Source organism: Streptomyces caelestis (genome assembly GCF_001279005.1).
GTDB lineage: Bacteria > Actinomycetota > Actinomycetes > Streptomycetales > Streptomycetaceae > Streptomyces > Streptomyces heliomycini.
Genome location: NZ_LGCN01000029.1, coordinates 145,008 through 167,680 on the forward strand (window position 1 = coordinate 145,008; position 22,673 = coordinate 167,680).

Below are 22,673 nucleotides of genomic sequence, written 5' to 3' on the forward strand. Positions count from 1 at the left end.
AATCCGTGCGCCCCCTGTGCACCGGCCCTGTCGGTCAGGTCACGCTTACCGTCCGTTCCCCTCGGGCACGCTCGCGGTGAGAGTCGTCTGGCAAAACCGACCCGAACCGGTGGAAAGCCAGGCGGACAGCCCCCGACTCCCGAGGACACGATGGCCATGCCCCGTCCGACTGTCGCTCAGCTCGCCTACGGTTCATGCACCGTGATCTTGTCGACGCTCGCCATGCTGCTGTTGTCCGGCGCGAGTTCGGCCGTGGACGTCACGTTCGTCGCCGTCTCGGCGCTCGCCCTCGGACTGCTGGTGGCCATGACGGTGCCGCGCCCGGCGCCCCGGCGCCCCGTCGCGGTGGGACGGCCCGCCGGGGCGGAGCGGTCCGTGGCCCCGGAGCCGGTACGGGCCGCCGCCCCTCCGGCCCGCGAGCCGGTGCGGGAGCGCGCGGCGTCCTGAACGGGCGATGTCCTGAGCGGGCGGCGTCCTGAGCGGCGGCCGTCTCATCCGGTGCCGACCACCACGGTCTTGGCCGCCTTGTCGTGCAGGCCCTGCTTGTAGGGCCGGTCGAAGAAGCTCCAGCCGCCCGCGATCGCGGTCCACAGGCAGGCGCAGCAGAACGCGAACGGCAGCCACAGCACGAGGGCGCGGACGAACGCGGTCTGCACGGAGGGGGTGGAGCCGTCGGCGAGGTCGGCCACCCGCATGCGCAGCCACTTCTTGCCCAGGGTCTGGCCGCCTCGGGCGGTCAGGAAGGTGTCGTAGGCGATGTAGAGGACCGCGGCGACGAGGGACTGCCCGAAGGAGTTGCCGACGTTGACGCGGTCGCCGTCGACGCTGTACTCGCTGATCCCGAACGGCCAGGTGAACAGCCAGACGACGATGCCGACGAGGATCATGTCGATGATGCGGGCCAGCGTGCGCCTGCCGCTGTCGGCGAGCGGGGGCATGCCGGCGAGGGGGTCGGAAGGGCCGGAAGCGCCTCCGTAGGGACCTCCGCCGCCGTAGGGACCACCGCCACCACCGCCGTAGGGCCCGCCACCGCCTTCGGGGGGCGGGGGCGGGCCGCCGGGGGTGTCGTACGGGGAGCCCGGCCCCGGGGTCTCGGGGCCGCCCGGCGGGGGGTGCTTCTTGAACGGGTCGTCGTCCGGCGGCTGCTGACCGGGGCCGGGGGGCGGTTCGGTGGTCATGCCCCCGAGTCGATCGTGAACCCTCCGGCCCCGCATCCGGCGAGCGGCCGTCCGGAGTAGCGGCGGTACGGGTGACGCGGGCTCAGCCGGCGGCGACGAACGTGTGCGCGGCCTTGTCGTGCCAGCACTGGCGCCAGGGCTTGTCGAACAGGCACCACAGGACGCCGACGACCCCGACGACGAGCAGTCCGGGCACGCTGTAGACCAGCCAGCGGCGCAGGGCCGCGCCGAAGGACGGCGCCTCGTGCCCCTCGATGTCCCGCACCTCGACGCCCAGCAGCTTCTTGCCCAGGGTGCGGCCCCACTTGGCGGTCGGCAGCACCTCGAGGAGGACACCGGCGAGGAGGAGGACGGCGAGGACGATGCCGAGGTGGACGGAGGTGGTGCCGTCGAGCAGCCAGACGGTGACGGTCTCGCCGGACAGCCTGGCCGCGTCGATCTTCGCGTCGATGTGGTCCACGGCCTCGATGCCGAGCGGCACGGCGGCCACGGCGGTGACGGCGCCGAGGACGACGGTGTCCAGCAGCCGGGCGGCCAGCCGTCTGCCGAGCGCGGCGGGACGGGCCGCGGCCTGGCGCCGGGCGGCGGCCTGGAACACGTCCTCGACCGGCGGCTTCCAGGGCGCGACGGGCGGCTCCTCGCCGCCGGCCAGCCGGTGCACCTGCTGCGCCCAGGAGGACTGGCCCCCGCCGGCGCCGCTCGTCAGGGGCGCGGAGACGGCAGCGGCGGGCTGGGGAACCGCGCCCGCCACGTGGCCCGTCCCCGCCGCGCCCGCGGTCTGCGGGGGCACGGCCGGGGCGGTGGCCTGCCGGGGTCCGGACGGCGCCGTGGCGGCAGCGGCGGCGGCACGGTCGGCCGCGGCCTTCCCTGCCCCGAACCCGGGCCGTCCGGGGGCGGCGGGGCCCTTCTGCTGTCCCACGGGGCCCTGTCCCGTGCGCGGGGTGACGGCGCGGAACGTCATCGTGCCCTCGTCCGCGGGCTCCCCGTCGGGGGCCCCGGTCCCCCGTCGCGGCTTCGCCTGCCCGCGGAACACGAAGGTGTCGCCCGAGCCGGCCGCGGCCTGCCCGTCCGGGACGCCCGCGCCCGCGGACCCGGTCTCCGGCGCGGAGGACGCGGCGGGTACGGATGGTGCGGACGGCGAGGCCGTGTGCGGTGTCCTCGGGTCGGCGCCCCAGGACACCTTGCGGTCGGGGTCGCCGCCGAAGCCCGTCTGGTGGGAGCGGTCGGCGCCCCACGCCGAGGCGGGCTCGGGCCGGCTGCTGTGGGGGGACCCGTCCGGGAACGGCTCCCCGACCGGGTCCTCGTCGAAGAAGTGCGGTCCGGTCTCCTCGACGGAGGGCCGCGCCGGGCCCGCGCCGGGCGGTGGCGCGGGCGGCTCGCCGTCCTTGGGCGCCGGGCGGCTCGTGCCGGGCACCCAGGAGGCGCCGTTCCAGTACCGGACGTATCCGGGAATGGACGGGTCCGGGTAGTACCCTTCGCGGGGCCTGTCGTCGCCGGGGGCCGGGGTTGGGGCACTCATTCCGTCGTCCCGTATCTGCTCGATGGGGTGGGTCGGGGGGAACCACATCTACCAGACGAGCGGGGACCTGACCGCCCGTCCGGCCGGACCCCACTCCTTTCGGGCGCCTTCTCGTTCAGAAAAGCTTGCTCGGGTTGAGAATGCCCAGCGGGTCGAAGACCTGCTTGACGGCCCGCTGCATCTCCAGTCCCACGGGGCCGATCTCGCGCGCCAGCCACTCCTTCTTCAGCACGCCGACCCCGTGTTCGCCGGTGATGGTGCCGCCGAGTTCCAGGCCGAGCGCCATGATCTCGTCGAAGGACTCGCGGGCCCGCCGGGACTCCTCGGGGTCCGTGGCGTCGAAGCAGACCGTCGGGTGGGTGTTGCCGTCGCCGGCGTGGGAGACGACGCCGATGGTGAGCCGGTGCTTCTCGGAGATCCGCTCGACGCCGTCGACGAACTCGCCGAGCTTCGAGCGGGGCACGCACACGTCGTCGATCATCGTCGTGCCCTTGACCGCTTCGAGCGCGACCAGGGACATCCGCCGTGCCTGGAGCAGCAGTTCGGACTCGGCGGCGTCCTCGGCCGGCACGACCCGGGTGGCGCCCGCCTCCTCGCACAGCGCGCCGACGGCGGCGAGGTCGGCGGCCGGGTCGGTGGTGTCGAAGGCGGCCAGCAGCAGGGCCTCGGTGGACTCCGGAAGGCCCATGCGGGCCATGTCGTTGACGGCCTTGACGGTCGTACGGTCCATGAGTTCGAGGAGGGAGGGGACGTGGCCGCCGGCCATGACGCGGCACACCGCGTCGCAGGCGGCGGCGGAGGAGGAGAACTCGGCGGCCAGCACCAGCTGCCCGGGCGGCTTGGGCCGCAGGGCGAGGACCGCGCGGACGACGATGCCGAGGGAGCCCTCGGAGCCGACGAACAGGCGGGTCAGGTCGTACCCGGCGACGCCCTTGGCGGTGCGGCGGCCGGTGGACATCAGGCGGCCGTCGGCGAGGACCACGTCGAGGCCGAGGACGTAGTCGGCCGTCACCCCGTACTTCACGCAGCACAGCCCGCCCGACGCGGTGCCGATGTTGCCGCCGATGGTGCACGTCTCCCAGCTGGAGGGGTCGGGCGGGTAGTACAGGCCGTGCTCGCCGACCGCGCGGGAGAGCGCGGCGTTGACGACGCCGGGTTCGACGACGGCGATCCGGTCGACCGGGCTGATCTCCAGGATGCGGTCCATCTTCGTCAGGGAGAGCACGACGCAGCCGTCGGTGGCGTTGGCGGCGCCGGACAGACCGGTGCGGGCGCCCTGCGGGACGACGGGGACGCGCAGTTCGGTGGCGGTGCGCATGACGTGCCGGACCTGGTCGACCGTGCGCGGCAGGACCACCACCGCGGGGCGGCCGGCCGGGCAGAAGCTCGCCATGTCGTGGGCGTAGGAGGCCGTGACGTCGGGGTCGGTGAGGACGGCCTCGGGGGGCAGGCCGCCGAGCAGCCGGTCGACGAGGGGGCCGGCCGCCACCGTGTCTTCATCGCGTCGCGCTTCGATACGGCTCATGATCACAGCGTGGCATCGGGGGCCATCGGTGTGAACCCCGTGTACGGCAGCCGCGTCACGCCGGAGTGTGATCATCGTATGGACATGGGGTGTGACGCACCGTGTACGCCATGACGGTGTGCGCCACGGACGACAAGCCCCACGAGCCCCGGCGGCGGGTCCGCCGCCGGGCGCTGCTCGCCTCGGTCGCCGGATGCGCGGTGCTGGGCGCGGTGCCGGTGCTGTTGCTCTGGGGGCACCGGGCGCCGCCCGATCCGGCTCCGGGGGCGCGGGCGCTGGCGGCGGTCACCGGCGGGGTGCCGGCCGCGCTGCCCGACCTGGAGGCGCTGGTCGAGGAGCGCGAGCGGCGGGTGCGCGGGCGTCCGGGGGACGCGGAGGCCTGGGCGGTGCTCGGGGCGGCCCGGGTGGAGCAGGGGCTGCGGCTGGCGGACCCGGCGTACTGGCCGCGGGCCGAGAAGGCGCTGCGCACCTCGCTGAAGGTGCGGGCGAAGGGGAACGCCCCGGCGCTGCGGGGAATGGCCGCGCTGGCGAACGCGCGGCGGGACTTCGCCGGGGCGCGGAAGTGGGGCGAGGCGGCGCGGAGGCTGGAGCCGGAGCGGTGGACGACGTATCCGCCGCTGATCGAGGCGTCCGCCGGGCTCGGGGACGACGAGGAGACGGGGAAGCTGCTGGAGAAGCTGACGGACCTGCGCTCCGGGCCCGCCGTGATGGCGCGGGCGGCGGCCGTGTACCGGGACCGGGGCTGGCGGGAGGACGCGGCGGCGAAGCTGGCGGACGCGGCGTCGGCCGCCGGGGAGCCGGCCGAGCGGGCGGCGTACCTGGAGCGGGCCGGGCAGCTCGCCTGGGAGCGCGGCGACCGCCAGGACGCGCTGCGGTACTTCCGGGAGGCGGTGCGGATCGACCCCGACCAGTGGGCGGCGCAGGCGGGACAGGGCAGGGCGCTGGCGGCGCTGGGGCGGACGACGGAGGCGCTGAGCGCGTACCGGGCGGCGCTGGCGAGGCAGCCCCGGCCGGAGTACGCGCTGGAGCTGGGGGAGCTGTACGAGTCGCTGGGGCTGGAGCGGGCCGCGGAGGTGCAGTACGGGGTGGTGCGGGAGCGGGTTCGGCTGGCCGCGGCGCACGGGGGCGACGAAGGGCTGGTGCTGGGGCGGTTCGAGGCGGACCACGGGAACGCGGCCGGTGCCGTGCGGCGGCTCCGGGGGCTGTGGGAGCGGCAGCCGTCCACCGCGGTGGCGGACGCGCTGGGGTGGGCGCTGCACCGGGCGGGCGAGCACGAGGAGGCGCTGCCCTTCGCCGTGCGGGCGACCGAGGGGACGGAGGGGGGCGGGGTGCGGAGTGCGCTGTACGTGTTCCACCGGGGGATGATCGAGCGGTCGCTGGAGCGGTACGGGGCGGCTCGGCGGCACCTGCAGGAGGCCCTCCGGATCAACCCGTGGTTCTCGCCGGTGCGGGTGCCGCAGACGAAGGCGGCACTGGCCCGCCTGGGTGAGCCTTCCCTCCGGGCGGGGCCCGGGCTTTCCTGAACGGCGCGTCGGTGCGGGGCGGGGGTGTCGCGCGGCCCGGCGTCGGCGGTGTGCCGCGCGTCCACCCGTGCCGCCCCGGCGGCACGGGTGGACGCGTTGCGGGGGTGTGTTACAGGTTGCCGCGCTTGGCCTGTTCGCGTTCGATGGCTTCGAAGAGGGCCTTGAAGTTGCCCTTGCCGAAGCCCATGGAGCCGTGGCGTTCGATGAGTTCGAAGAAGACCGTCGGGCGGTCCTGGACCGGCTTGGTGAAGATCTGCAGCAGGTAGCCGTCCTCGTCGCGGTCGACGAGGATCTTCAGCTCGCGCAGCGTCTCCACCGGCACCCGCGTCTCCCCGGCCCACTCGCCGAGGGTGTCGTAGTACGAGTCGGGGGTGTCCAGGAACTGCACGCCGGACGCGCGCATCCGGCGGACCGTCTCCACGATGTCGTTGGTGTTCAGCGCGATGTGCTGCACGCCCGCGCCGCCGTAGAACTCCAGGTACTCGTCGATCTGGGACTTCTTCTTGGCGACGGCGGGCTCGTTGATCGGGAACTTGACCTTGAGCGTGCCGTCGGCGACCACCTTCGACATCAGCGCGCTGTACTCGGTGGCGATGTCGTCGCCCACGAACTCCTTCATGTTCGTGAAGCCCATGACCTTGTTGTAGAACTCCACCCACTCGTTCATCCGGCCGAGCTCGACGTTGCCGACGCAGTGGTCGACGGCCTGGAAGAAGCGCTGGGCCGGCGGCTCGACGATCGGGTCGGCGGCGACGTACCCGGGCAGGTAGGGGCCGTCGTAGCCGGTGCGCTCGACCAGGGTGTGGCGGGTCCTGCCGTACGTGGCGATCGCGGCCAGGACGACGGTGCCGTGCTCGTCCTTCAGCTCGTACGGCTCGGCGACCGGGCGGGCGCCGTGCTCGACGGCGTAGGCGTACGCGGCGCGCGCGTCCGGGACCTCGATGGCGAGGTCGACGACGCCGTCGCCGTGCGCGGCCACGTGGTCGGCGAGGAAGGCGCCCCACTCGGTGGACTGCTTGATCACCGAGGTGAACACGAAGCGGGCCGAGCCGCTCTCGAGGACGTAGGCGGCGGTCTCGCGGCTGCCGTTCTCCGGTCCGGAGTAGGCGACCAGCTTCATGCCGAAGGCGGTGGAGTAGTAGTGCGCCGCCTGCTTGGCGTTGCCCACGGCGAAGACGACCGCGTCCATTCCCTTGACCGGGAAGGGGTCGGCCTGCCGGGCGGTGTCGGGAGCGTGGTGTGTGGTCTGCGTCATAGGGGCAGGGTGGTGCAGCCCTGCAAGGTGCGCAATAGTTCGCCCGTTCACTGGGCAATGTGTTCAGCCGTACGCCCGCTCCGTCGGGCTTTCTGTACAGGATGACCATCGGGGAGGCCGGTATGGCGATCGATCATCTGGACGGGCGGATCATCGTGCTGCTGGCGCGGGAGCCGCGGATCGGGGTGCTGGAGATGTCGCGGCGGCTCGGGGTGGCGCGCGGCACCGTGCAGGCCCGGCTGGACCGGCTTCAGTCGAACGGAGTCATCCGCGGATTCGGTCCCGAGGTGGATCCGGCGGCCCTCGGCTACCCGGTCACGGCGTTCGCCACGCTGCAGATCCGGCAGGGCCAAGGAGCCGACGTGCGGGCCCACTTGGCGACGGTGCCGGAGGTGCTGGAGCTGCACACCACGACCGGTACCGGGGACATGATGTGCCGGCTGGTGGCGCGTTCCAACGCCGATCTCCAGCGGGTGATCGACCGCGTCGTCGGTTTTGATGGCATCGTCCGGGCGTCCACGGCGATCGTCATGGAGAACCCCGTTCCGCTGCGGATCATCCCGCTGGTGGAGCAGGCCGCGCTCGGCGAGTGACCCGACCTGGCCGAGCTGGGGTGAGCGGACGTGAACTTCTGGGAGTACCTGGCCAACCGCCATCAGCAAGTGCTCGCCGACGCCTACCAGCACGCCAGTGTCGTCTTCCAGTGCATGGTGATGGCGACCCTGCTCGGTGTGCTGATCGGGGTGGTCACCTACCGCAGCGAGTGGGCGGGCAACCTGGCCACGACCGCCACCGCCACCCTGCTGACCATCCCGGCGCTGGCCATGATCGGTCTGCTGATCCCGGTCGTGGGGCTCGGGGTGCCGCCGACGGTGATCGCGCTGACGCTGTACGGGCTGCTGCCGATCGTGCGGAACGCGATCGTGGGGCTGCGCGGGGTCGATCCGTCGCTGGTGGACGCGGCCGAGGGGATCGGCATGTCGCGTACGGCCCGGCTGGCGCGGGTGGAGCTGCCGCTGGCCTGGCCGCCGATCCTGACCGGGATCCGGGTCTCCACCCAGATGCTGATGGGCATCGCGGCCATCGCCGCGTACGCCTCCGGTCCCGGCCTCGGCAACCTGATCTTCCGCGGGATCGCCTCGCTGGGCAGCGAGAACGCGCTGAACCAGGTGCTCGCGGGCACCCTCGGGATCATCGTCCTCGCCCTGCTGTTCGACGCCGCGTACGTGCTGATCGGACGGCTGACCATTCCCGGGGGGATCCGTGCCTGACGCCGGGACACCCGGGACGGAGTCCGGTTCGGCCGGGGCGGCCATCGAGCTGGAGGGCCTGACCAAGCGGTACCCGGGCAGCGCCCTGCCGGCGGTCGACGACGTCAGCATGGACGTCCGGGCGGGCGAGACGGTGATTCTCGTCGGGCCGTCGGGGTGCGGGAAGTCCACCCTCCTGAAGATGATCAACCGGCTGATCGAGCCGACGGCCGGCCGGATCCGCATCGGCGGCGAGGACGTCACCGACATGGACCCGGTGCGGCTGCGCCGCACGATCGGGTACGCGATCCAGGCGAGCGGGCTGTTCCCGCACATGACGGTGGCGCAGAACATCGCGCTGGTGCCGAAGATGCTGCGCTGGCCGGCGGCCCGGGTGCGGGCGCGGGTGGAGGAGATGCTGGACCTGGTCGGTCTGGACCCCGGCGAGTTCCACGGCCGCTATCCGCGTCAGCTGTCCGGCGGTCAGCAGCAGCGGGTCGGGGTGGCGCGGGCGCTGGCGGCGGATCCGCCGGTGCTGTTGATGGACGAGCCGTTCGGCGCGGTCGACCCGATCACCCGGGACCACCTCCAGGACGAGCTGATCCGGCTCCAGCGGGAGCTGCACAAGACGATCGTCTTCGTCACCCACGACTTCGACGAGGCGATCAAGATCGGCGACCGGATCGCGGTGCTGCGCGAACGCTCCCACATCGCCCAGTTCGACACCCCGGAGGCGATCCTCACCAACCCCGCCGATGACTTCGTGTCGGGCTTCGTGGGCGCCGGGGCCGCGCTGAAGCGGCTCAATCTCACCCGGGTGCGGGACGTGGGGATCACCGACTATCCGACGGTGACCGTCGACGACCCGCTCCAGCACATCTTCGAGCGGCTCCGCTCGGGCGGCGTCAACGAGGTCCTGGTGCTCGACAAGCGGGGGCGCCCCTACAAGTGGCTGCGGCGCGGCGACATGATGCGCGCCAAGGGGTCGCTGGCCCGCGCGGGCACGCTGGTGCACGACACGGTGACCCGGGACGCGACCCTGCGGGACGCGTTGGAGGCGGTGCTGACCGACAACACCGGCCGGGTTCCCGTCACCGGGCGGCGCGGTGCGTACGAGGGCGTGGTGGACGTGGAGACGCTGATGAACTCCGTGCACGAACTGCTGGAGGCGGACCGGCTGGAGGCGATGGACGCCCAGCACGATCTCCAGGAGCAGCGGTCCGCGCAGACGCACGCGGAGCAGGAGGGCTTCGGCGGGGAGGCGAAGGCGTGAGGGCCTCCGCCTCCGGCTCTTCCGGACCTTCCGACCCCTCCGGGCCCTCCGGCTCCTCCGGGCCTTCCGGCTCCTCCGGGTTCTCCGGCTCTCCCGGCGCTCCCGGCTCTTCCGGCGCTTCCGGCGCTTCCGGCGCTTCCGGCTCTCCCGGGAGGCGGCCCGAGGGCGGGCAGGGGGTGGAGGGGCGCGCGCTCCGGGAGGAGGGCGGCGGGCGGCCGGACGGGGCGGAGGCCTCTCCCCCGCCCCCGGCCGCGAAGCCGCCCCGGGTGACCTGGCAGAAGCTGACGTTCCGGCCGGCGGTGCTGATCGCCCTGCTGCTGGCGACCTGGCTGTGGTTCGAGCAGGCGGACCTCGACGCGCTCACCCGGAACGCGCTGTCGAACGGACAGGTGTCCAAGGCGCTGTGGCAGCACATCGAGCTCACCGTCATCTCGACGTTCTTCGTGCTGATCATCGCGATCCCGCTGGGCATCCTGCTGACCCGCCGCATGTTCCGCAGGGCCACCCCGGTGGCGATGGCGCTGGCCAACATGGGCCAGGCCACCCCGGCGATCGGTCTGCTGGCGCTGCTGGTGATCTGGCTGGGCATCGGCCGCAGGGCGGCCCTGATCGGCATCATCGCCTACGCCGTGCTGCCGGTGCTGGCCAACACCATCGCGGGCCTGAGGGCCAACGACCCGACGCTGCTGGAGGCGGCGCGCGGCATCGGCATGTCCCCGCTGGGCGTGCTCGGCCGGGTGGAGCTGCCGCTGGCCGTCCCTCTCATCCTGGCGGGCGTGCGGACGGCGCTCGTCCTGAACGTCGGCACGGCGACGCTGGCGACCTTCGGCGGCGGCGGAGGGCTGGGCGTGCTGATCACCACCGGGATCACCAGCCAGCGGATGCCGGTGCTGGTGGTGGGCTCGGTCCTCACCGTCGCCCTCGCGCTGCTGGTGGACTGGCTGGCCTCCCTGGCGGAGCTGCTGCTGCGGCCGCGGGGTCTGGAGGCGGGCCCGTGAGACGTGTCCGCCTGCTCCTGGCCGGGGTGCTGCTGGCGGCGGCCTCGGGCTGCGGGCTGACCAGCGGCTCCCCCATGGTCGACGACGTGGAACCGGGCTCGATCGGCAAGGGGAAGCCGCTGGAGGGCGCGGAGCTCACCGTCACCTCGAAGCAGTTCACCGAGCAGCTCATCCTCGGCGCGATCATGGGCATCGCCTTCCAGGCGGCCGGCGCGCAGGTCGTCGACCGGACCGGCATCCAGGGCTCGGTCGGCTCCCGGGAGGCGGTCGTCAACGGCGACGCGGACGCCGGGTTCGAGTACACGGGCACGGCGTGGATCACGTACCAGGGCAACAGCACGCCGATCCCCGACGCGCGCGAGCAGTGGAAGGCGGTGCGGGACGCCGATGTGCGCAACGGGGTGGTCTGGCTGGAGCCGTCGGAGCTGAACAACACCTACGCCCTCGCCATGAACCGGGCGAACCACGAGAAGTACCGCACCCGGACCCTCTCCGAGGTGGCGGAGCTGGCGAAGTCCGACCCGGGGGCGGTGACGCTGTGCGTGGAGGGCGAGTTCGCCAACCGCGCGGACGGGCTGCCGGGCATGGAGAAGGCGTACGGCATGGACATCCCGGCGCGCGACGTCACGCAGATGGACACCGGGATCATCTACACCCAGACGGCCAAGGGCGCCTGCACGTACGGCGAGGTCTTCACCACCGACGGGCGCATCAAGTCCATGAACCTGGTGGTGATGGAGGACGACAAGAAGTTCTTCCCGAACTACAACGCGGCGCCGACCGTCAACTCCGACACCTTCGAGGAGTGGCCGGCCATCGCGGAGGTGCTCGCCCCGGTGACGGCGAGGCTGGACAACACCGTGGCGCGGGACCTCAACGCGAAGGTGGACGTCGACGGGGAGGACCCGCACCAGGTGGCGCTGGACTGGATGGTGGCGGAAGGGTTCGTCAAGGAGGGCTAGCAGCTGGGGACTTTCCCGGTGCCCTTCTCCAGGGCGACCAGCGCGTCGACGGCGCCCCCGAGGGTGGTGACCGGGATCAGGCGCAGGCCCTCGGGGAGTTCGGCCCGGGCGTCGGAGCACTCGTCCTTCGGCACCAGGAAGACGGTGGCGCCGTCCCGCTTGGCCGCCTGCGTCTTCAGGGGCACGCCGCCGACCGCGCCGACGGCGCCGGCCGCGTCGATCGTGCCCGTGCCGGCGACGACCCGGCCGCCGGTCAGGTCGCCGCCGCTGCCGTCGCCGTTCAGCTTGTCGACGATGCCGAGGGAGAAGAGCAGGCCGGCGCTGGGGCCGCCGACGTCGGCGAGCTCGAGGGTGACCTCGATGCCGTCGTCCTCGCGGTCGAGGTATCCCAGGGCGGCCCGGGTGGCCTCGTCCTGGGACTCCCGCATCTGCTCGCGGTTGTACTGCTCGATCTCCTTGACGCTGTCCCCGCTGGGGTAGACGGAGTCACGGGGCATGACCGCCCGGTCCGTGTCGAACCAGCTGCCGACGACGTCCGGGAGGTTGACGCGGGTGTCCGGGGAGGTCGCCTCGATGGTGGTCATCCGCAGCTGCCCACTGGTCTCGCGGACCGGTGCGCCGGTGATCGTGATGACCTGGGCGCCCTTGTTCTCGCCGAGCACGTTCGCGGTCAGCCCGGGCTGCGCCACGGAGAAGGGGAGCGGGGCGAAGCCCGCGGTGGCCAGCAGGGCCGCTATGGGCGCCGCCAGGACGGCGAGGGCTTGGGGACGCGTGAGGCGGGAGAGCACGGAGCCAATCTAACCTGCCGCCGCCGCGGGCAGTCGCGCCGTCCGACGTACCGCCGCCCGCGGGACGGGTGGCTCAGCGGAGTGCCTCCGCGACCTCGCGGGCCGCGTCCATCACCCTCGTCCCCACTCGCTCGGGCACGACCTCCGCCAGCATGACCACACCCACGCTGCCCTCGACCCCGGTCACCCCGAGCAGCGGCGCGGCCGCCCCGCACGCGCCCGCCTCCAGCTCCCCGTGCGTCAGCGTGTATCCGGGATCCTCCGCCCGCGGCTGCCGGGCCGACAGGATCGCCTTCCCCGCGGCCCCCCGCTCCAGCGGGTGCCGGAACCCCGCCCGGTACGCCACGTGGTAGTCCGTCCACGACGGCTCCACCACGGCCACCGCCAGCGCCTCCGCCCCGTCCACCAGCGTCAGGTGCGCGGTCGCGCCGATGTCCTCCGCCAGCGACCGCAGCGCCGGCATCGCCGCCTCCCGCACCAGCGGGTGCACCTGCCGGCCCAGCCTCAGCACGCCCAGCCCGACCCGGGCCCGTCCGCCCAGATCACGGCGTACGAGAGCGTGCTGCTCCAGCGTGGCGAGCAACCGGTAGACAACAGTCCGGTTCACGCCCAACTTGTGGGAAAGCTCGGTGACGGTCAGCCCGTGGTCCGTATCGGCCAGCAGCTTGAGGACACGCAGTCCCCTGTCGAGCGTCTGAGAGGTCTCCGCGGTCACGACGCCCACTCCTTAGTGGTGAGGTCGGCGGCCCCCTCGCGGCAGGTGCGTCACCGAGTCCCGTCGGTCACGCGCTCGAGAGGCCGCCGATCGGCCGGCGGCCCGGTCCTGACCCGGGCACAGTCGCTTCACGGCTGCGCTCCGCGGCGGCGCTGCCACGGGGCGTGTGCGTTGCGGGGACAGTAGCGAGCCGGTTCGGTCAGCGGAAGGCTCCGTCCAGAATCCGGGCACTCTCCCGGGGAAGTCGCTCCGTTTGCCCCCATACGCGCACACGGCGTCACCGCATGCGCGTGGCCCACTCCTGCACCTTCTCGATCCGCTGGCGCAGCTGTCCCGCGGTGGCCTCGGCCGAGGGCGGGCCGCCGCAGACCCGGCGCAGCTCGGTGTGGATGACGCCGTGCGGTTTGCCGCTCTGGTGGACGTACGCGCCGACGAGGTTGTTGAGCCGCTTGCGCAGCTCCATCATCTCCTTGTGGGAGACCACGGGACGCCGCTCGGCGGGCAGTTCCAGCAGGTCGGCCTCGGTGTCCGGCTTCTTGCGGCTGTGCGCGATCTGCCGGGCCTGCCGCTTCTGCAGCAGCAGCTGCACCTGGTCGGGTTCGAGGAGGCCGGGGATGCCGAGGTAGTCCTGCTCCTCCTCGCTGCCGGGGTGGGCCTGCATGCCGAACTCGGCGCCGTTGTACATCACCCGGTCGAAGACGGCGTCGGACTCCAGCGCCTCGAAGGGCAGCATGTCCTGCTCGCCGGTGTCCTCGTCCTGCTCCCGGTTCGCCTCCTCCATCTCCTTCTCGGACTCGGCGTACGGGTCCTCCTCGCCCTCCTTCTTGGGCTTGTCGAGGACGTGGTCGCGTTCGCGCTCCATCTCGTTGGCGAAGCCGAGCAGGTCCGGGATGGTCGGCAGGAAGACGGACGCGGTCTCGCCGCGCCGCCGGGACCGTACGAAACGGCCCACGGCCTGGGCGAAGAACAGCGGGGTGGAGATGGTGGTGGCGTACACGCCGACCGCGAGGCGCGGGACGTCGACGCCTTCGGACACCATGCGGACGGCGACCATCCAGCGGTCGGTGTTCCCGCTGAACTCGTCGATGTTCTTCGACGCGCCGGTGTCGTCGGACAGCACGAGGGTGGCCTTGTGGCCGGTGATCTCGCGAATCAGCTTGGCGTACGCCCGCGCGGACTCCTGGTCGGCGGCGATGACGAGGGCGCCGGCGTCCGGGATGGCCTTGCGGACCTCGGTGAGGCGCTGGTCGGCGGCGCGCAGCACGGCCGGCATCCACTCGCCGCGCGGGTCCAGCGCGGTGCGCCAGGCCTGGCTGACGGCGTCCTTGGTCATCGGCTCGCCGAGGCGGGCCTCGATCTCGTCGCCGGCCTTGGTGCGCCAGCGCATGTTGCCGCTGTACGACATGAAGATGACGGGCCGCACGACACCGTCGGCGAGGGCGGAGCCGTACCCGTACGTGTAGTCGGCGGACGACCGCCGGATCCCGTCGTCGCCCTCCTCGTACACCACGAAGGGGATGGGGTTGGTGTCGGAGCGGAACGGCGTGCCGGTGAGCGCGAGCCGCCGCGTGGCCGGCTCGAACGCCTCCAGGCAGGCCTCGCCCCAGGACTTGGAGTCGCCGGCGTGGTGGATCTCGTCGAGGATGACGAGGGTCTTGCGCTGCTCGACGCGGTTGCGGTGCAGCATGGGGCGCACCCCGACACCGGCGTACGTCACGGCGACGCCGTCGTACTCCTTGCCGAGCGGTCCCGCGCTGTACTCCGGGTCGAGCTTGATGCCTATCCGTGCGGCGGCCTCCGCCCACTGCTTCTTCAGGTGCTCGGTGGGCGCGACGACGGTCACCTGCTGCACGACGTGGTGGTGCAGCAGCCAGGACGCCAGCGTCAGCGCGAACGTCGTCTTGCCGGCGCCGGGCGTGGCCACCGCCAGGAAGTCCCGGGGCTGCGTCTGGATGTACTTCTCCATCGCCCCCTGCTGCCAGGCGCGCAGCTTGCCGGCGGTGCCCCAGGGGGCACGTCCGGGAAAGGCCGGGGACAGGTGGTGCGAGGCGGTGCCGGCGGTGGTAGTCACGATCTCCGTGGGGTGGTCGAGCGGCGCGGTGCGGATGACGACCGGGCCACCCTACCGATGCGCCGGCGACGCGAACGCCGCTACGCGGCCGTCCCGCCCGAGGGTGGGACCGAGGTCACAGTCAGCGCGCGAAGCGGGGCAGCCCGGACGCGATCTTGGGAACGTCCAGTGCGCCCTGGCAGACGTCCAGCACGAACCGCTCGGCCTCGTCCACGTCGAATTCCGGATCGAGCGAATGCCCGTTCATGTGGAGGAAGACCCAGGTCGCGTACCAGGCGAGGCGCTTGTTGCCGTCGACAAGGGCATGATTGCGGGCGAGGGACTCCATCAGGGCTGCGGCTTTCTGCCACACGTCCGGATACGCATCCTGGCCGAACACGCTCGACTGCGGACGCGCCAGGGCCGAGTCCAGCAACCCGTAGTCGCGCACCGCGTCCTCCCCGAGCCGCTTCGCGAGGTTCAGCAGCTCGGGCAAGGTGAGGTAGTGCATCAGGCGAGCCTCCGGTTCAGCTCCGCACTGGCCTTCAGCACATGGTCGGCCGCCTCGTTGAACAACCGTGAATGTTCGTTTATGGCTGCGACCACTGCATCGTGCGCGAAGGCCTGCATACTGCGTCCTTCCGCAGCGGCGCGCTCACGCAGGGCGTCGAGCTCTTCGTCGGTAAACCGCAGGTTCAGTCCAGCCATGCCTCGACGGTACTACGTGGTACCACTCGGTGTCATGCCGGTTCCGCCCGCACCCGCGCCGCCACCCACGCCCCCGCCAGCGCCACCGCCGCCATCGGCAGGAACACCGCGGCGAAGGCGGCCGGGTGCGAGCCGGTGGCCTCCGTCGCCGCGTGACTGACCGTGCCGCCGCCGAGGGCCGCGAAGGCGGCGCCGCCCGCGGCGAGGAGGAGGACGTTGGAGAGGCCGTCGGAGATCTGGAGGGCGGCGGAGTTGGTGCCGGCCTCCTCGGGGGCGGAGAGCTGGAGCAGCAGCACGCTGGTGGAGGAGATCACCAGGCCCATGCCGAAGCAGCCGAAGGCCCAGGCGACCGCCACCGTCCAGGCGGGCACGGCGTCGATCAGCACGGACGGGGCCGCCGCGATCGCCGCCGCGACCAGGACCATGCCGAGGATCATCAGGCGCTCCCGGTACGGCTCCAGGCGGGGCCGGGACTGGAACCAGGAGCCCAGCGCCCAGGTGCCGCCGCCCGCCGCGAGGGAGAAGCCGGCGAGGGTCGGGCTGAGGCCGCGCTGGGTGACCAGCATCAGCGGGACGAAGGACTCCGCCGCGATGAAGGAGCCGGCCGCGACTCCGCGCAGCAGGACGACCGAGGGCAGTCCGCGCGCCGCGCGGTACGTGCCGCGCGGGAGCAGGCCGAGCACGGCCGGGATCAGCAGGGCGACGCCCAGCGCGCCCGGCAGCAGGGAGACCCAGCGCAGGTCCTGGGCGGCGTACTGGAGCAGGCCGGCGCCGAAGGAGATCGCCAGGGCCAGACGGATGCGGCGGCCGTCGAAGGAGGCGGGCGCGTCCCCGTTCACCGGGCCGGACGCCAGGCGCCGTATCCGGGGCAGCGCGAGCGCCAGCGGGAACACCACGAGCACCGGTATGCCGAGGAACACCCAGCGCCAGCCGAGGTGCTCCGTCACCGCGCCGGAGGCCAGCGGGCCGACGATCGACGGCACCACCCAGCTCGCCGCGAACGCCGCCATGATCGCCGGCCGCAGCCGCTCGGGGTAGGCCCGCCCGACGATGACGTACAGCGCGACGATCACCAGGCCGCCGCCGAGTCCCTGCACGGCCCGCCCCAGGATGAACAGCCACATCGCCCCGGCCGTCCCGGCGAGCAGCAGCCCGGCCGCGAAGGAGGCGATGCCCCAGGTCAGCGGCGCGAGCGGGCCCCGCCGGTCGGACCACTGGCCGGACAGCACCATGCCGAACAGGCTGGTCGTGAAGTACCCCGAGAACGCGAACGCGTACAGCGGCACCCCGTCCAGCTCCCGCGCCGCCACCGGCATCGCCGTACCGACCGCCGTCGCCTCGAAGGCGATCAGCAGCACCACGGAGACGACGCCGATGCTCAGCGCACGGTAGGAGCCGCTGAGCACGGTCTCGTCGGGGGCGGTGGGCGGCGGAGGGGCGTCGGCGGGCTCGGCGACATCGGTGTCACGCGGGTTCGGGGCGGTCATGACCGTCAGAGTAAGGGCCACGGCACGGTTTGACCCCTGTCGGGGGTCGGGACCGGCACCGGGACCTTGGTCGTAGGACCGGGGCCGCCGTTCATGAACGGCGTGTGGCGGTCGTGTTGCGTCCCCGGCCGTCTCCTTGAGCACCGCTCGAGGCCCGCCGTACGGTCGTCACACCGGTTCGGAACAGCGGGACGCCACACGGCGCTCCGCCCCCGACACGGCCGTGTGCCCGAGTGGCCCAGGGGTTCGATCGCACATCGAATGACGCGGGTTCGATTCCCGCCACGGCCTCCGCACAGGGCGGGGTGCTCTCCGGAGCGCCCCGCCCGCCTCGTCAGCGCTCCGAAGGGGCGCGGGGCTGTATCGATGTGCGGCTCCGCCGCGTGGGCGCGACCAGCCACAGCGGCGCCGCAGCCGGCCGCCGAACCCGACCGCCGCACCCCCGGCGGAGCGCTAAAGCACTCCGCCCGCCTCGTCCTGGAAGAGCTCCGTCCAGTAGTGCCAGTCGGCGTCGGTGGTGGTGCCCGTCGGGTCGAGGGAGGACAGGGCCTGGATCATCGTCAGCGCCAGCTGGTCGTAGGCGTCGCTGGTCAGCGCGTGGCCCGACGCCTCGTCGACGGCGTGTTCGCGGTGGAGCAGCCAGAGGGTGAAGGCGAGGGTGGAGACGTCCGTGTTCAGCGGGTGGAGGACGCCGTCCGGTTCGCTCCAGTTGAGCACCGCGCCGGTGGCTCCGTCGACGACCAGGCTGTTGCCCTCGATCAGGTACCCCAGGCGTATCAGGTGGCCAGCGCGGGCGGGGAGGAGGGCGTCGGGGAGCTCGCGTGCGTCGGCGTAGTACTCCGCGAGGGTGTGCAGCGGCAGGTCGGTGTCCAGCTGGAAGAGGAAGCCGTCCTCCGGCAGGCCCGTCTCGCGCAGGAAGCGGCGGGTCGGCCCGTGCGTCAGCGTGGCGGGGAAGTCGACCTCCTCGAAGCGGACCACGCCGCCCCGGCCGAACTCGTCGTCCAGCAGGCGGACGGGGAGGTCCAGGGCGAGGCCCGAGGCCGTGCCGGGGCCCGCCGCCAGGGCCAGCGGCCTGATCAGCGCGGCCATCCTCCGGAACGGCGCCGGCTCGCCGTCCCCGCCCTCCTCGAGGGCCGCCAGCAACTGCCGGGAGGCCTCCGCGACCGCCTTGGCGCCGTACCGGCCCGCGTACGCGGCGAACTGGCCGCGCAGTCCCGCCAGTTCGTCCGTCGCCGCCGCGAACCGCACCAGCGTCGGCAGGGACGGGGCGAGCGGGCGGCGGTCCATCGGGTCGGGGCGGTCGTGGAAGAAGAACGTCGTGGACACCTCACCGGTCGCCCCGTCGAGCAGCACCGACTCCGTCCGCGGACCGGCCGGGTCCAGCAGTCCGCCGATGACCGACTGCTCCCGCGGCTCCGCGGGGAGCCGGCCGCCGGGGCCGCCCGTCGCGTCGCCCATCGTGCGCGAGCCGCCCTGCCGCGCCGGCTCCGCGAAGCCGAACAGGCCGCTGTCGGCGGGCAGTCCGGGGCCGGTCGGCCAGCCGCGCGTGGACACGTGCGTGAGGCGGGGACAGAGGTCGGCGTCGGTCAGCGTGATCGCCGCTGTGGCGACGGTGTCGGTCGTGCTCATGATTCCCCCGCGATACGTGTGCTCGGCCCCGGGTTCGCGAACGCCCCGCCCGGGCAGGACGGACCGGGCCCTCCCGGATCCGGCAGCCGTCCCCCACTGCTCGGAACACTACGCGGCACCACTGACAACGCCCCCGGACCGGGGCGGCGAACCGAAGCGCCCACCACTCAAGACGCTCCGGCGCCCCCGTTCGTTGCCTTCCCGCGGGGACCGGCCCGCCGCGGGTCTCAGCCCCCGGTCACCACCGCGGCCTGCGGACGGATCGGCAGGCGGTTCACCGGGCGGCCCGTGGCGGCCCGTACGGCGGAGGCGATCGCCGCCGGCGAGGTCACCACCGGCACCGCGCTGACCGCCTTCGCGCCGAACGGCGCGACCACGTCCCGCTCCTCGACCAGCTTCACGATGTGGATGTCCGGGGCGTCCAGCGCCGTCGGGAGGGCGTACCCGGTCAGGTCGGGGTGGCGGACCAGCCCGCGCGGCGTGCGCAGGTTCTCGGTGAGCGCGGCGCCCAGGCCCTGGGTCACGCCCGCCTCGATCCGGGCGGCCAGCTGCACCGGGTTCAGCACCCGGCCCACGTCCTGGGCGACCGCCAGCTCCACGACCCGCACCGAGCCGATCTCGATGTCGACGTCGACCACCGCGCGGATCGCGCAGAAGGCCATGCCGACGAAGGCGTCGCCCTGGCCGGACCCGTCCAGCGGCTCCGTCGGATGCGGACGGCACTGGGCGGTGGCCCACAGCTCCTTGCCGTCCAGTTCCTCGGCGACGGTCGTGGACAGCACGCCGTCGTACGAGGTGATCTTCCCGTCGGTGATCTGGAGCAGCTCGGTGGACATGCCGAACTTGTGCGCGAGGGGCTGGAGGAGCTGGGTGCGGACCATCTTCGCCGCGCGCTCCACCGCACCGCCCGACACCCATGTGTGCCGGCCCCGGCAGCCCGCGCCGGCCGTGGGCTGGTCGGTGTCGACGGGCGCCACGTGCACCTCGTCGACGCCGAGGACCTCCTGGACGATCTGCCGGGCCAGGGTGGAGAAGCCCTGGCCGCTCTCCACCGCCGCGCACAGCACGGTCGCCACGCCGTCCTGGACCCGCACGGTGGCCGTGGACACCTCGTCCGCGCCCTCCGCGCCGAGCATGTGCACCATGCCGAGGCCGTAGCCCACGCCGCGGCGCACCGCGCCCGGCTCGCCCGCGCCCTCGGGGCCGCCGGGCAGCAGCCACTCGTCCTCGGGGGTGTCCTTGGGCAGCGGCGGCAGCGGGAAGTCCCGCACCGCCTCCAGGAGTTCCGCGACCGGGGCCGGGCAGGTCACCGTCTGACCGGTGGGCAGCACGTCGCCGGTGGCCAGCACGTTGCGCAGGCGCAGCTCCGCCGGGTCGGCGCCGAGCTTCTTGGCCAGTTTGTCCATCTGCGCCTCGTAGGCGGCGCAGACCTGCATCGCGCCCTCGCCGCGCACGTGGCCGGAGGGCGGGTTGTTGGTGCGCACGGCCCAGCCCTCGATGAAGGCGTGGGGGACGACGTACGGGCCGCAGGCGAAGGCGACGGCGGCGGCCAGGGCCTCGGAGGAGGTGTCGGCGTAGGCGCCCGCGTCGAGCAGGATCTGCGCCTCGACCTTCACCAGTCTGCCCTCGGCGTCGGCGTGGTGGCGGTAGCGCAGCAGGGTGGGGTGGCGGTGGGCGTGGCCGAGGAAGGACTCCTCGCGCGTGGCGGCGAGCTTCACCGGGCAGCCGGTCCGCAGCGCCAACAGGCCGAGCGGGAGCTGGAAGCCGCGGTCCTCGCGGTCGGCGGTGGCGCCGGGCACGCCGGTGACGACGACCTTCACCCGTTCGGGTGTCAGGCCGAGGACGGCGGCGGCGGTGTCCCGGTCGCCGTGCGGGTCGGTGGAGGCCAGGTACAGCTCGACCCCGCCGTCCGGGCGGGGCACGGCGAGGCCGGCCTCGGCGCCGATGGGGGCGGGGTCCTGGCGGCCGATGCGGTACAGGCCGTCGACGACGACGTCGCCGACCGCGTCGGGGTCGCCGTGACGCAGCGGGATGTGCCGGATCAGGTTGCCGTCGGGGTGCAGCGGTTCGGCCTCGAACGCCTGCTCGGGGTCGGTCACCGGGTCGAGCACCTCGTACTCGACGATGACGGCGGCGGCGGCCATCCGCGCGGTGTCCGGGTGGTCGGCGGCGACGGCCGCGATGGGCTCGCCGTGGTGGCGCACGACCTCGGAGGCGAAGACCGGGCGGTCGGCCGTGCCGCGGCCGTGCACCGGGTCGCCGGGGACGTCCTCGTGCGTGACCACCGCGCGGACGCCGGGCATCTCCCGCGCGTGCGTGGTGTCGATGGACACGATGCGCGCGTGCGGGTGCGGCGAGCGCAGCACGGCCGCCCACAGCAGGCCCTCGGCCCACAGGTCGGCGGCGTACGGGAAGGTGCCCTCGGTCTTGGCGCGGGCGTCGGCGGCCGGGAGGGAGACGCCGAGGCCGTGCGGGAGCGGTTCCGGCTCGGGGGCGACCTCCACGGCCTGCGCGGTGGCTGCTTCGTTGGTCACGCCTGGCCTCCGTCCGGGCCGTGGGGCTGGTCATGGGGCTGTTCGTCGGAGCCGGGGGCGCCGAACGCCGCGGGGTTGACGCCGCCGGCGCCGGGGCCCGCCTGGTGCGGGATGCGGGGCGGGTCCGCCTCGCCGTCGGAGTCGTCCCCGTCGGACGCGGCGTGCGCCTCGCGTTCGGCGACGACCTCCTTGACGGCGTTCACCACGCCCCGGTAGCCGGAGCAGCGGCAGAGGTTGCCGCACAGGGCCTGGCGGGTCTCCAGCTCGGTGGGCGCGGGGTTGCCCTCCAGGAGGTCGTGCACGGTCATCGCCATGCCCGGCACGCAGAAGCCGCACTGCACGGCGCCGCACCGCGCGAGCGCCCGCTGTACGTCGGAGGGCCGGCCGTCCTGCGCCAGTCCTTCGACGGTACGGACCTCGCTGCCGGCCGCGGTGACGGCCGGGACCAGGCAGGACGCCACCAGCCGGCCGTCGACCTGCACGTTGCAGGCCCCGCACTCGCCCTGGGAGCAGCCGTCCTTGGCGCCGGCGAGACCGAGCCGCTCGCGCAGCACGTAGAGCAGCGACTCGCCGATCCAGGCGTCGGTGACGGGCCGGTCGGTGCCGTTGACGCGGAGCGCGTAGGAGGCGAGGGGGTGGTCGTCGTGCGGGGGCGGCGCGTCGTCCGCCCCGTGCGCCGCGCCCGGTTCGCCCCGGCCGTCCGGGGCGTCCGGGCTGTCCGGGGCGTCCGGGCTGTCCGGAGCGTCGGGCGCCGGGTCGGTGTCCGGGGGGCCGGCGTCGGCGGGTCCCGTCGCCGGTTCCGCGTCCGGGGCCGGCTCGACGGGGGCCTCGGAGGGCTCCAGCGGGCCCTCGGCGGCCTCGGGAGCCCCGTGGGCGTCCGCCGGGGCGTCGGCGGCCTCGGCGGCCTCGGAAACGGGCTCCGGGGCGTCCTGGCCGTCGGGGTGCGGGTGCTCGGGGGGTTCGGTCGGGGCGTCCTCGGCGGTCTCCGCCTCGGGCTGCCACCGCGGCTCCGCGTGCCCCTCGGCGGCGAACGGCTGGGGCACGCCGGCCGACGGGGTCCCGGCGTGCCCGGCCGCGTCGGACGGCTGCTCGGGCGCGAAGTCGGCGTCCGGCCACTCCGGCGCGTGCTCCCCGGCCGGCCGCACGGGCGTGCCGTGCGCCGGCGTCCCGCCGTACGCCTCCTGACCGGGCACGGAGTCCGACCCGGACCGCCCCGACGCGTGCTCGGGACCGAAGTCGGCGTCCGGCCACTCCGGCGCGTGCTCCCCGGCCGGCCGCA

General features: G+C 73.7%; 20 protein-coding genes and 1 tRNA gene. 8 read left to right on the forward strand and 13 right to left on the reverse strand.

Going from position 1 to position 22,673, the window contains the following annotated elements:
* Nucleotides 1–150 precede the first annotated feature (150 nt).
* Complete coding sequence (locus ADK41_RS04205; protein WP_030825439.1) at nt 151–447, forward strand: hypothetical protein; 297 nt, start codon at nt 151–153, stop codon at nt 445–447.
* Between the two features lie 44 nt (nt 448–491).
* Here ADK41_RS04205 and ADK41_RS04210 read toward each other — a convergent pair whose 3' ends face one another.
* From ADK41_RS04210 to ADK41_RS04220, 3 genes are all read right to left on the reverse strand, one after another.
* Nucleotides 492–1,178 carry an RDD family protein gene (locus ADK41_RS04210; RefSeq protein ID WP_030825442.1) on the reverse strand — a complete coding sequence of 229 codons (687 nt, stop codon included), beginning with the start codon at nt 1,176–1,178 and terminating at the stop codon, nt 492–494.
* An 82-nt stretch (nt 1,179–1,260) separates the two neighbouring features.
* A complete protein-coding gene (locus ADK41_RS04215) occupies nt 1,261–2,697 on the reverse strand; it encodes an RDD family protein (protein ID WP_030825445.1) in 1,437 nt (478 codons plus the stop codon).
* Nucleotides 2,698–2,812: 115 nt separating this feature from the next.
* Nucleotides 2,813–4,228: an FAD-binding oxidoreductase gene (locus ADK41_RS04220; protein ID WP_030825448.1), complete on the reverse strand. Its 1,416-nt coding sequence runs from the start codon at nt 4,226–4,228 to the stop codon at nt 2,813–2,815.
* Nucleotides 4,229–4,332: 104 nt separating this feature from the next.
* On the opposite strand from ADK41_RS04220, the gene ADK41_RS04225 reads away from it, so the two are divergent.
* Nucleotides 4,333–5,745 (forward strand): tetratricopeptide repeat protein, encoded by a 1,413-nt coding sequence (locus ADK41_RS04225; RefSeq protein WP_030825450.1) that lies wholly within the window; start codon nt 4,333–4,335, stop codon nt 5,743–5,745.
* 109 nt (nt 5,746–5,854) lie between these two features.
* Here ADK41_RS04225 and hppD read toward each other — a convergent pair whose 3' ends face one another.
* On the reverse strand, nt 5,855–7,000 hold the full coding sequence (gene hppD, locus ADK41_RS04230) for a 4-hydroxyphenylpyruvate dioxygenase (protein WP_030825453.1): 1,146 nt from the start codon (nt 6,998–7,000) through the stop codon (nt 5,855–5,857).
* Between the two features lie 122 nt (nt 7,001–7,122).
* Between hppD and ADK41_RS04235 the strand changes: the two genes are divergently transcribed.
* The 5 genes from ADK41_RS04235 to ADK41_RS04255 all read left to right on the forward strand — a co-directional run bounded on the left by ADK41_RS04235 (nt 7,123) and on the right by ADK41_RS04255 (nt 11,483).
* Entirely contained in the window at nt 7,123–7,593 is a 471-nt protein-coding gene (locus tag ADK41_RS04235; RefSeq protein WP_030825456.1) for an Lrp/AsnC family transcriptional regulator, read from the forward strand.
* Nucleotides 7,594–7,623: 30 nt separating this feature from the next.
* On the forward strand, nt 7,624–8,271 hold the full coding sequence (locus ADK41_RS04240) for an ABC transporter permease (protein WP_030825458.1): 648 nt from the start codon (nt 7,624–7,626) through the stop codon (nt 8,269–8,271).
* Nucleotides 8,264–9,523 (forward strand): betaine/proline/choline family ABC transporter ATP-binding protein, encoded by a 1,260-nt coding sequence (locus ADK41_RS04245; protein WP_030825461.1) that lies wholly within the window; start codon nt 8,264–8,266, stop codon nt 9,521–9,523. Before ADK41_RS04240 ends, ADK41_RS04245 begins: the two co-directional genes overlap by 8 nt.
* Before the next feature lie 176 nt (nt 9,524–9,699).
* Nucleotides 9,700–10,521 carry an ABC transporter permease gene (locus ADK41_RS04250; protein WP_037804056.1) on the forward strand — a complete coding sequence of 274 codons (822 nt, stop codon included), beginning with the start codon at nt 9,700–9,702 and terminating at the stop codon, nt 10,519–10,521.
* Nucleotides 10,518–11,483, forward strand: coding sequence for a glycine betaine ABC transporter substrate-binding protein (locus tag ADK41_RS04255; protein WP_030825467.1), 966 nt, complete (start codon nt 10,518–10,520; stop codon nt 11,481–11,483). Before ADK41_RS04250 ends, ADK41_RS04255 begins: the two co-directional genes overlap by 4 nt.
* On the opposite strand, the gene ADK41_RS04260 is transcribed toward ADK41_RS04255, so the two are convergent.
* The 6 genes from ADK41_RS04260 to ADK41_RS04285 form a co-directional block, all read right to left on the reverse strand.
* Nucleotides 11,480–12,271, reverse strand: a complete 792-nt coding sequence (locus tag ADK41_RS04260; RefSeq protein WP_030825470.1) for a S16 family serine protease — start codon at nt 12,269–12,271, stop codon at nt 11,480–11,482. The two genes, ADK41_RS04255 and ADK41_RS04260, sit on opposite strands and share 4 nt — an antisense overlap.
* Before the next feature lie 73 nt (nt 12,272–12,344).
* Nucleotides 12,345–12,986, reverse strand: a complete 642-nt coding sequence (locus ADK41_RS04265; RefSeq protein ID WP_030825473.1) for an IclR family transcriptional regulator — start codon at nt 12,984–12,986, stop codon at nt 12,345–12,347.
* A gap of 277 nt (nt 12,987–13,263) precedes the next feature.
* On the reverse strand, nt 13,264–15,057 hold the full coding sequence (locus tag ADK41_RS04270; RefSeq protein WP_030825476.1) for a DEAD/DEAH box helicase: 1,794 nt from the start codon (nt 15,055–15,057) through the stop codon (nt 13,264–13,266).
* Between the two features lie 121 nt (nt 15,058–15,178).
* Nucleotides 15,179–15,547 (reverse strand): type II toxin-antitoxin system death-on-curing family toxin, encoded by a 369-nt coding sequence (locus tag ADK41_RS04275; protein ID WP_030825479.1) that lies wholly within the window; start codon nt 15,545–15,547, stop codon nt 15,179–15,181.
* Nucleotides 15,547–15,744: a hypothetical protein gene (locus ADK41_RS04280; protein WP_030825481.1), complete on the reverse strand. Its 198-nt coding sequence runs from the start codon at nt 15,742–15,744 to the stop codon at nt 15,547–15,549. The genes ADK41_RS04275 and ADK41_RS04280 overlap by 1 nt, the downstream gene beginning before the upstream one ends.
* A 32-nt stretch (nt 15,745–15,776) precedes the next feature.
* On the reverse strand, nt 15,777–17,231 hold the full coding sequence (locus tag ADK41_RS04285; protein ID WP_030825482.1) for an MFS transporter: 1,455 nt from the start codon (nt 17,229–17,231) through the stop codon (nt 15,777–15,779).
* 219 nt (nt 17,232–17,450) lie between these two features.
* On the opposite strand from ADK41_RS04285, the gene ADK41_RS04290 reads away from it, so the two are divergent.
* Nucleotides 17,451–17,522: transfer RNA gene (locus tag ADK41_RS04290), tRNA-Cys, on the forward strand.
* Nucleotides 17,523–17,684: 162 nt separating this feature from the next.
* On the opposite strand, the gene ADK41_RS04295 is transcribed toward ADK41_RS04290, so the two are convergent.
* The 3 genes from ADK41_RS04295 to ADK41_RS04305 all read right to left on the reverse strand — a co-directional run.
* Nucleotides 17,685–18,860 (reverse strand): SUKH-4 family immunity protein, encoded by a 1,176-nt coding sequence (locus ADK41_RS04295; protein WP_030825484.1) that lies wholly within the window; start codon nt 18,858–18,860, stop codon nt 17,685–17,687.
* Nucleotides 18,861–19,087: 227 nt separating this feature from the next.
* On the reverse strand, nt 19,088–21,394 hold the full coding sequence (locus ADK41_RS04300) for a xanthine dehydrogenase family protein molybdopterin-binding subunit (RefSeq protein ID WP_030825486.1): 2,307 nt from the start codon (nt 21,392–21,394) through the stop codon (nt 19,088–19,090).
* On the reverse strand, nt 21,391–22,673 hold a 1,283-nt coding region (locus ADK41_RS04305), incomplete at its 5' end, for a 2Fe-2S iron-sulfur cluster-binding protein (RefSeq protein ID WP_234318735.1). The genes ADK41_RS04300 and ADK41_RS04305, both read right to left, overlap by 4 nt.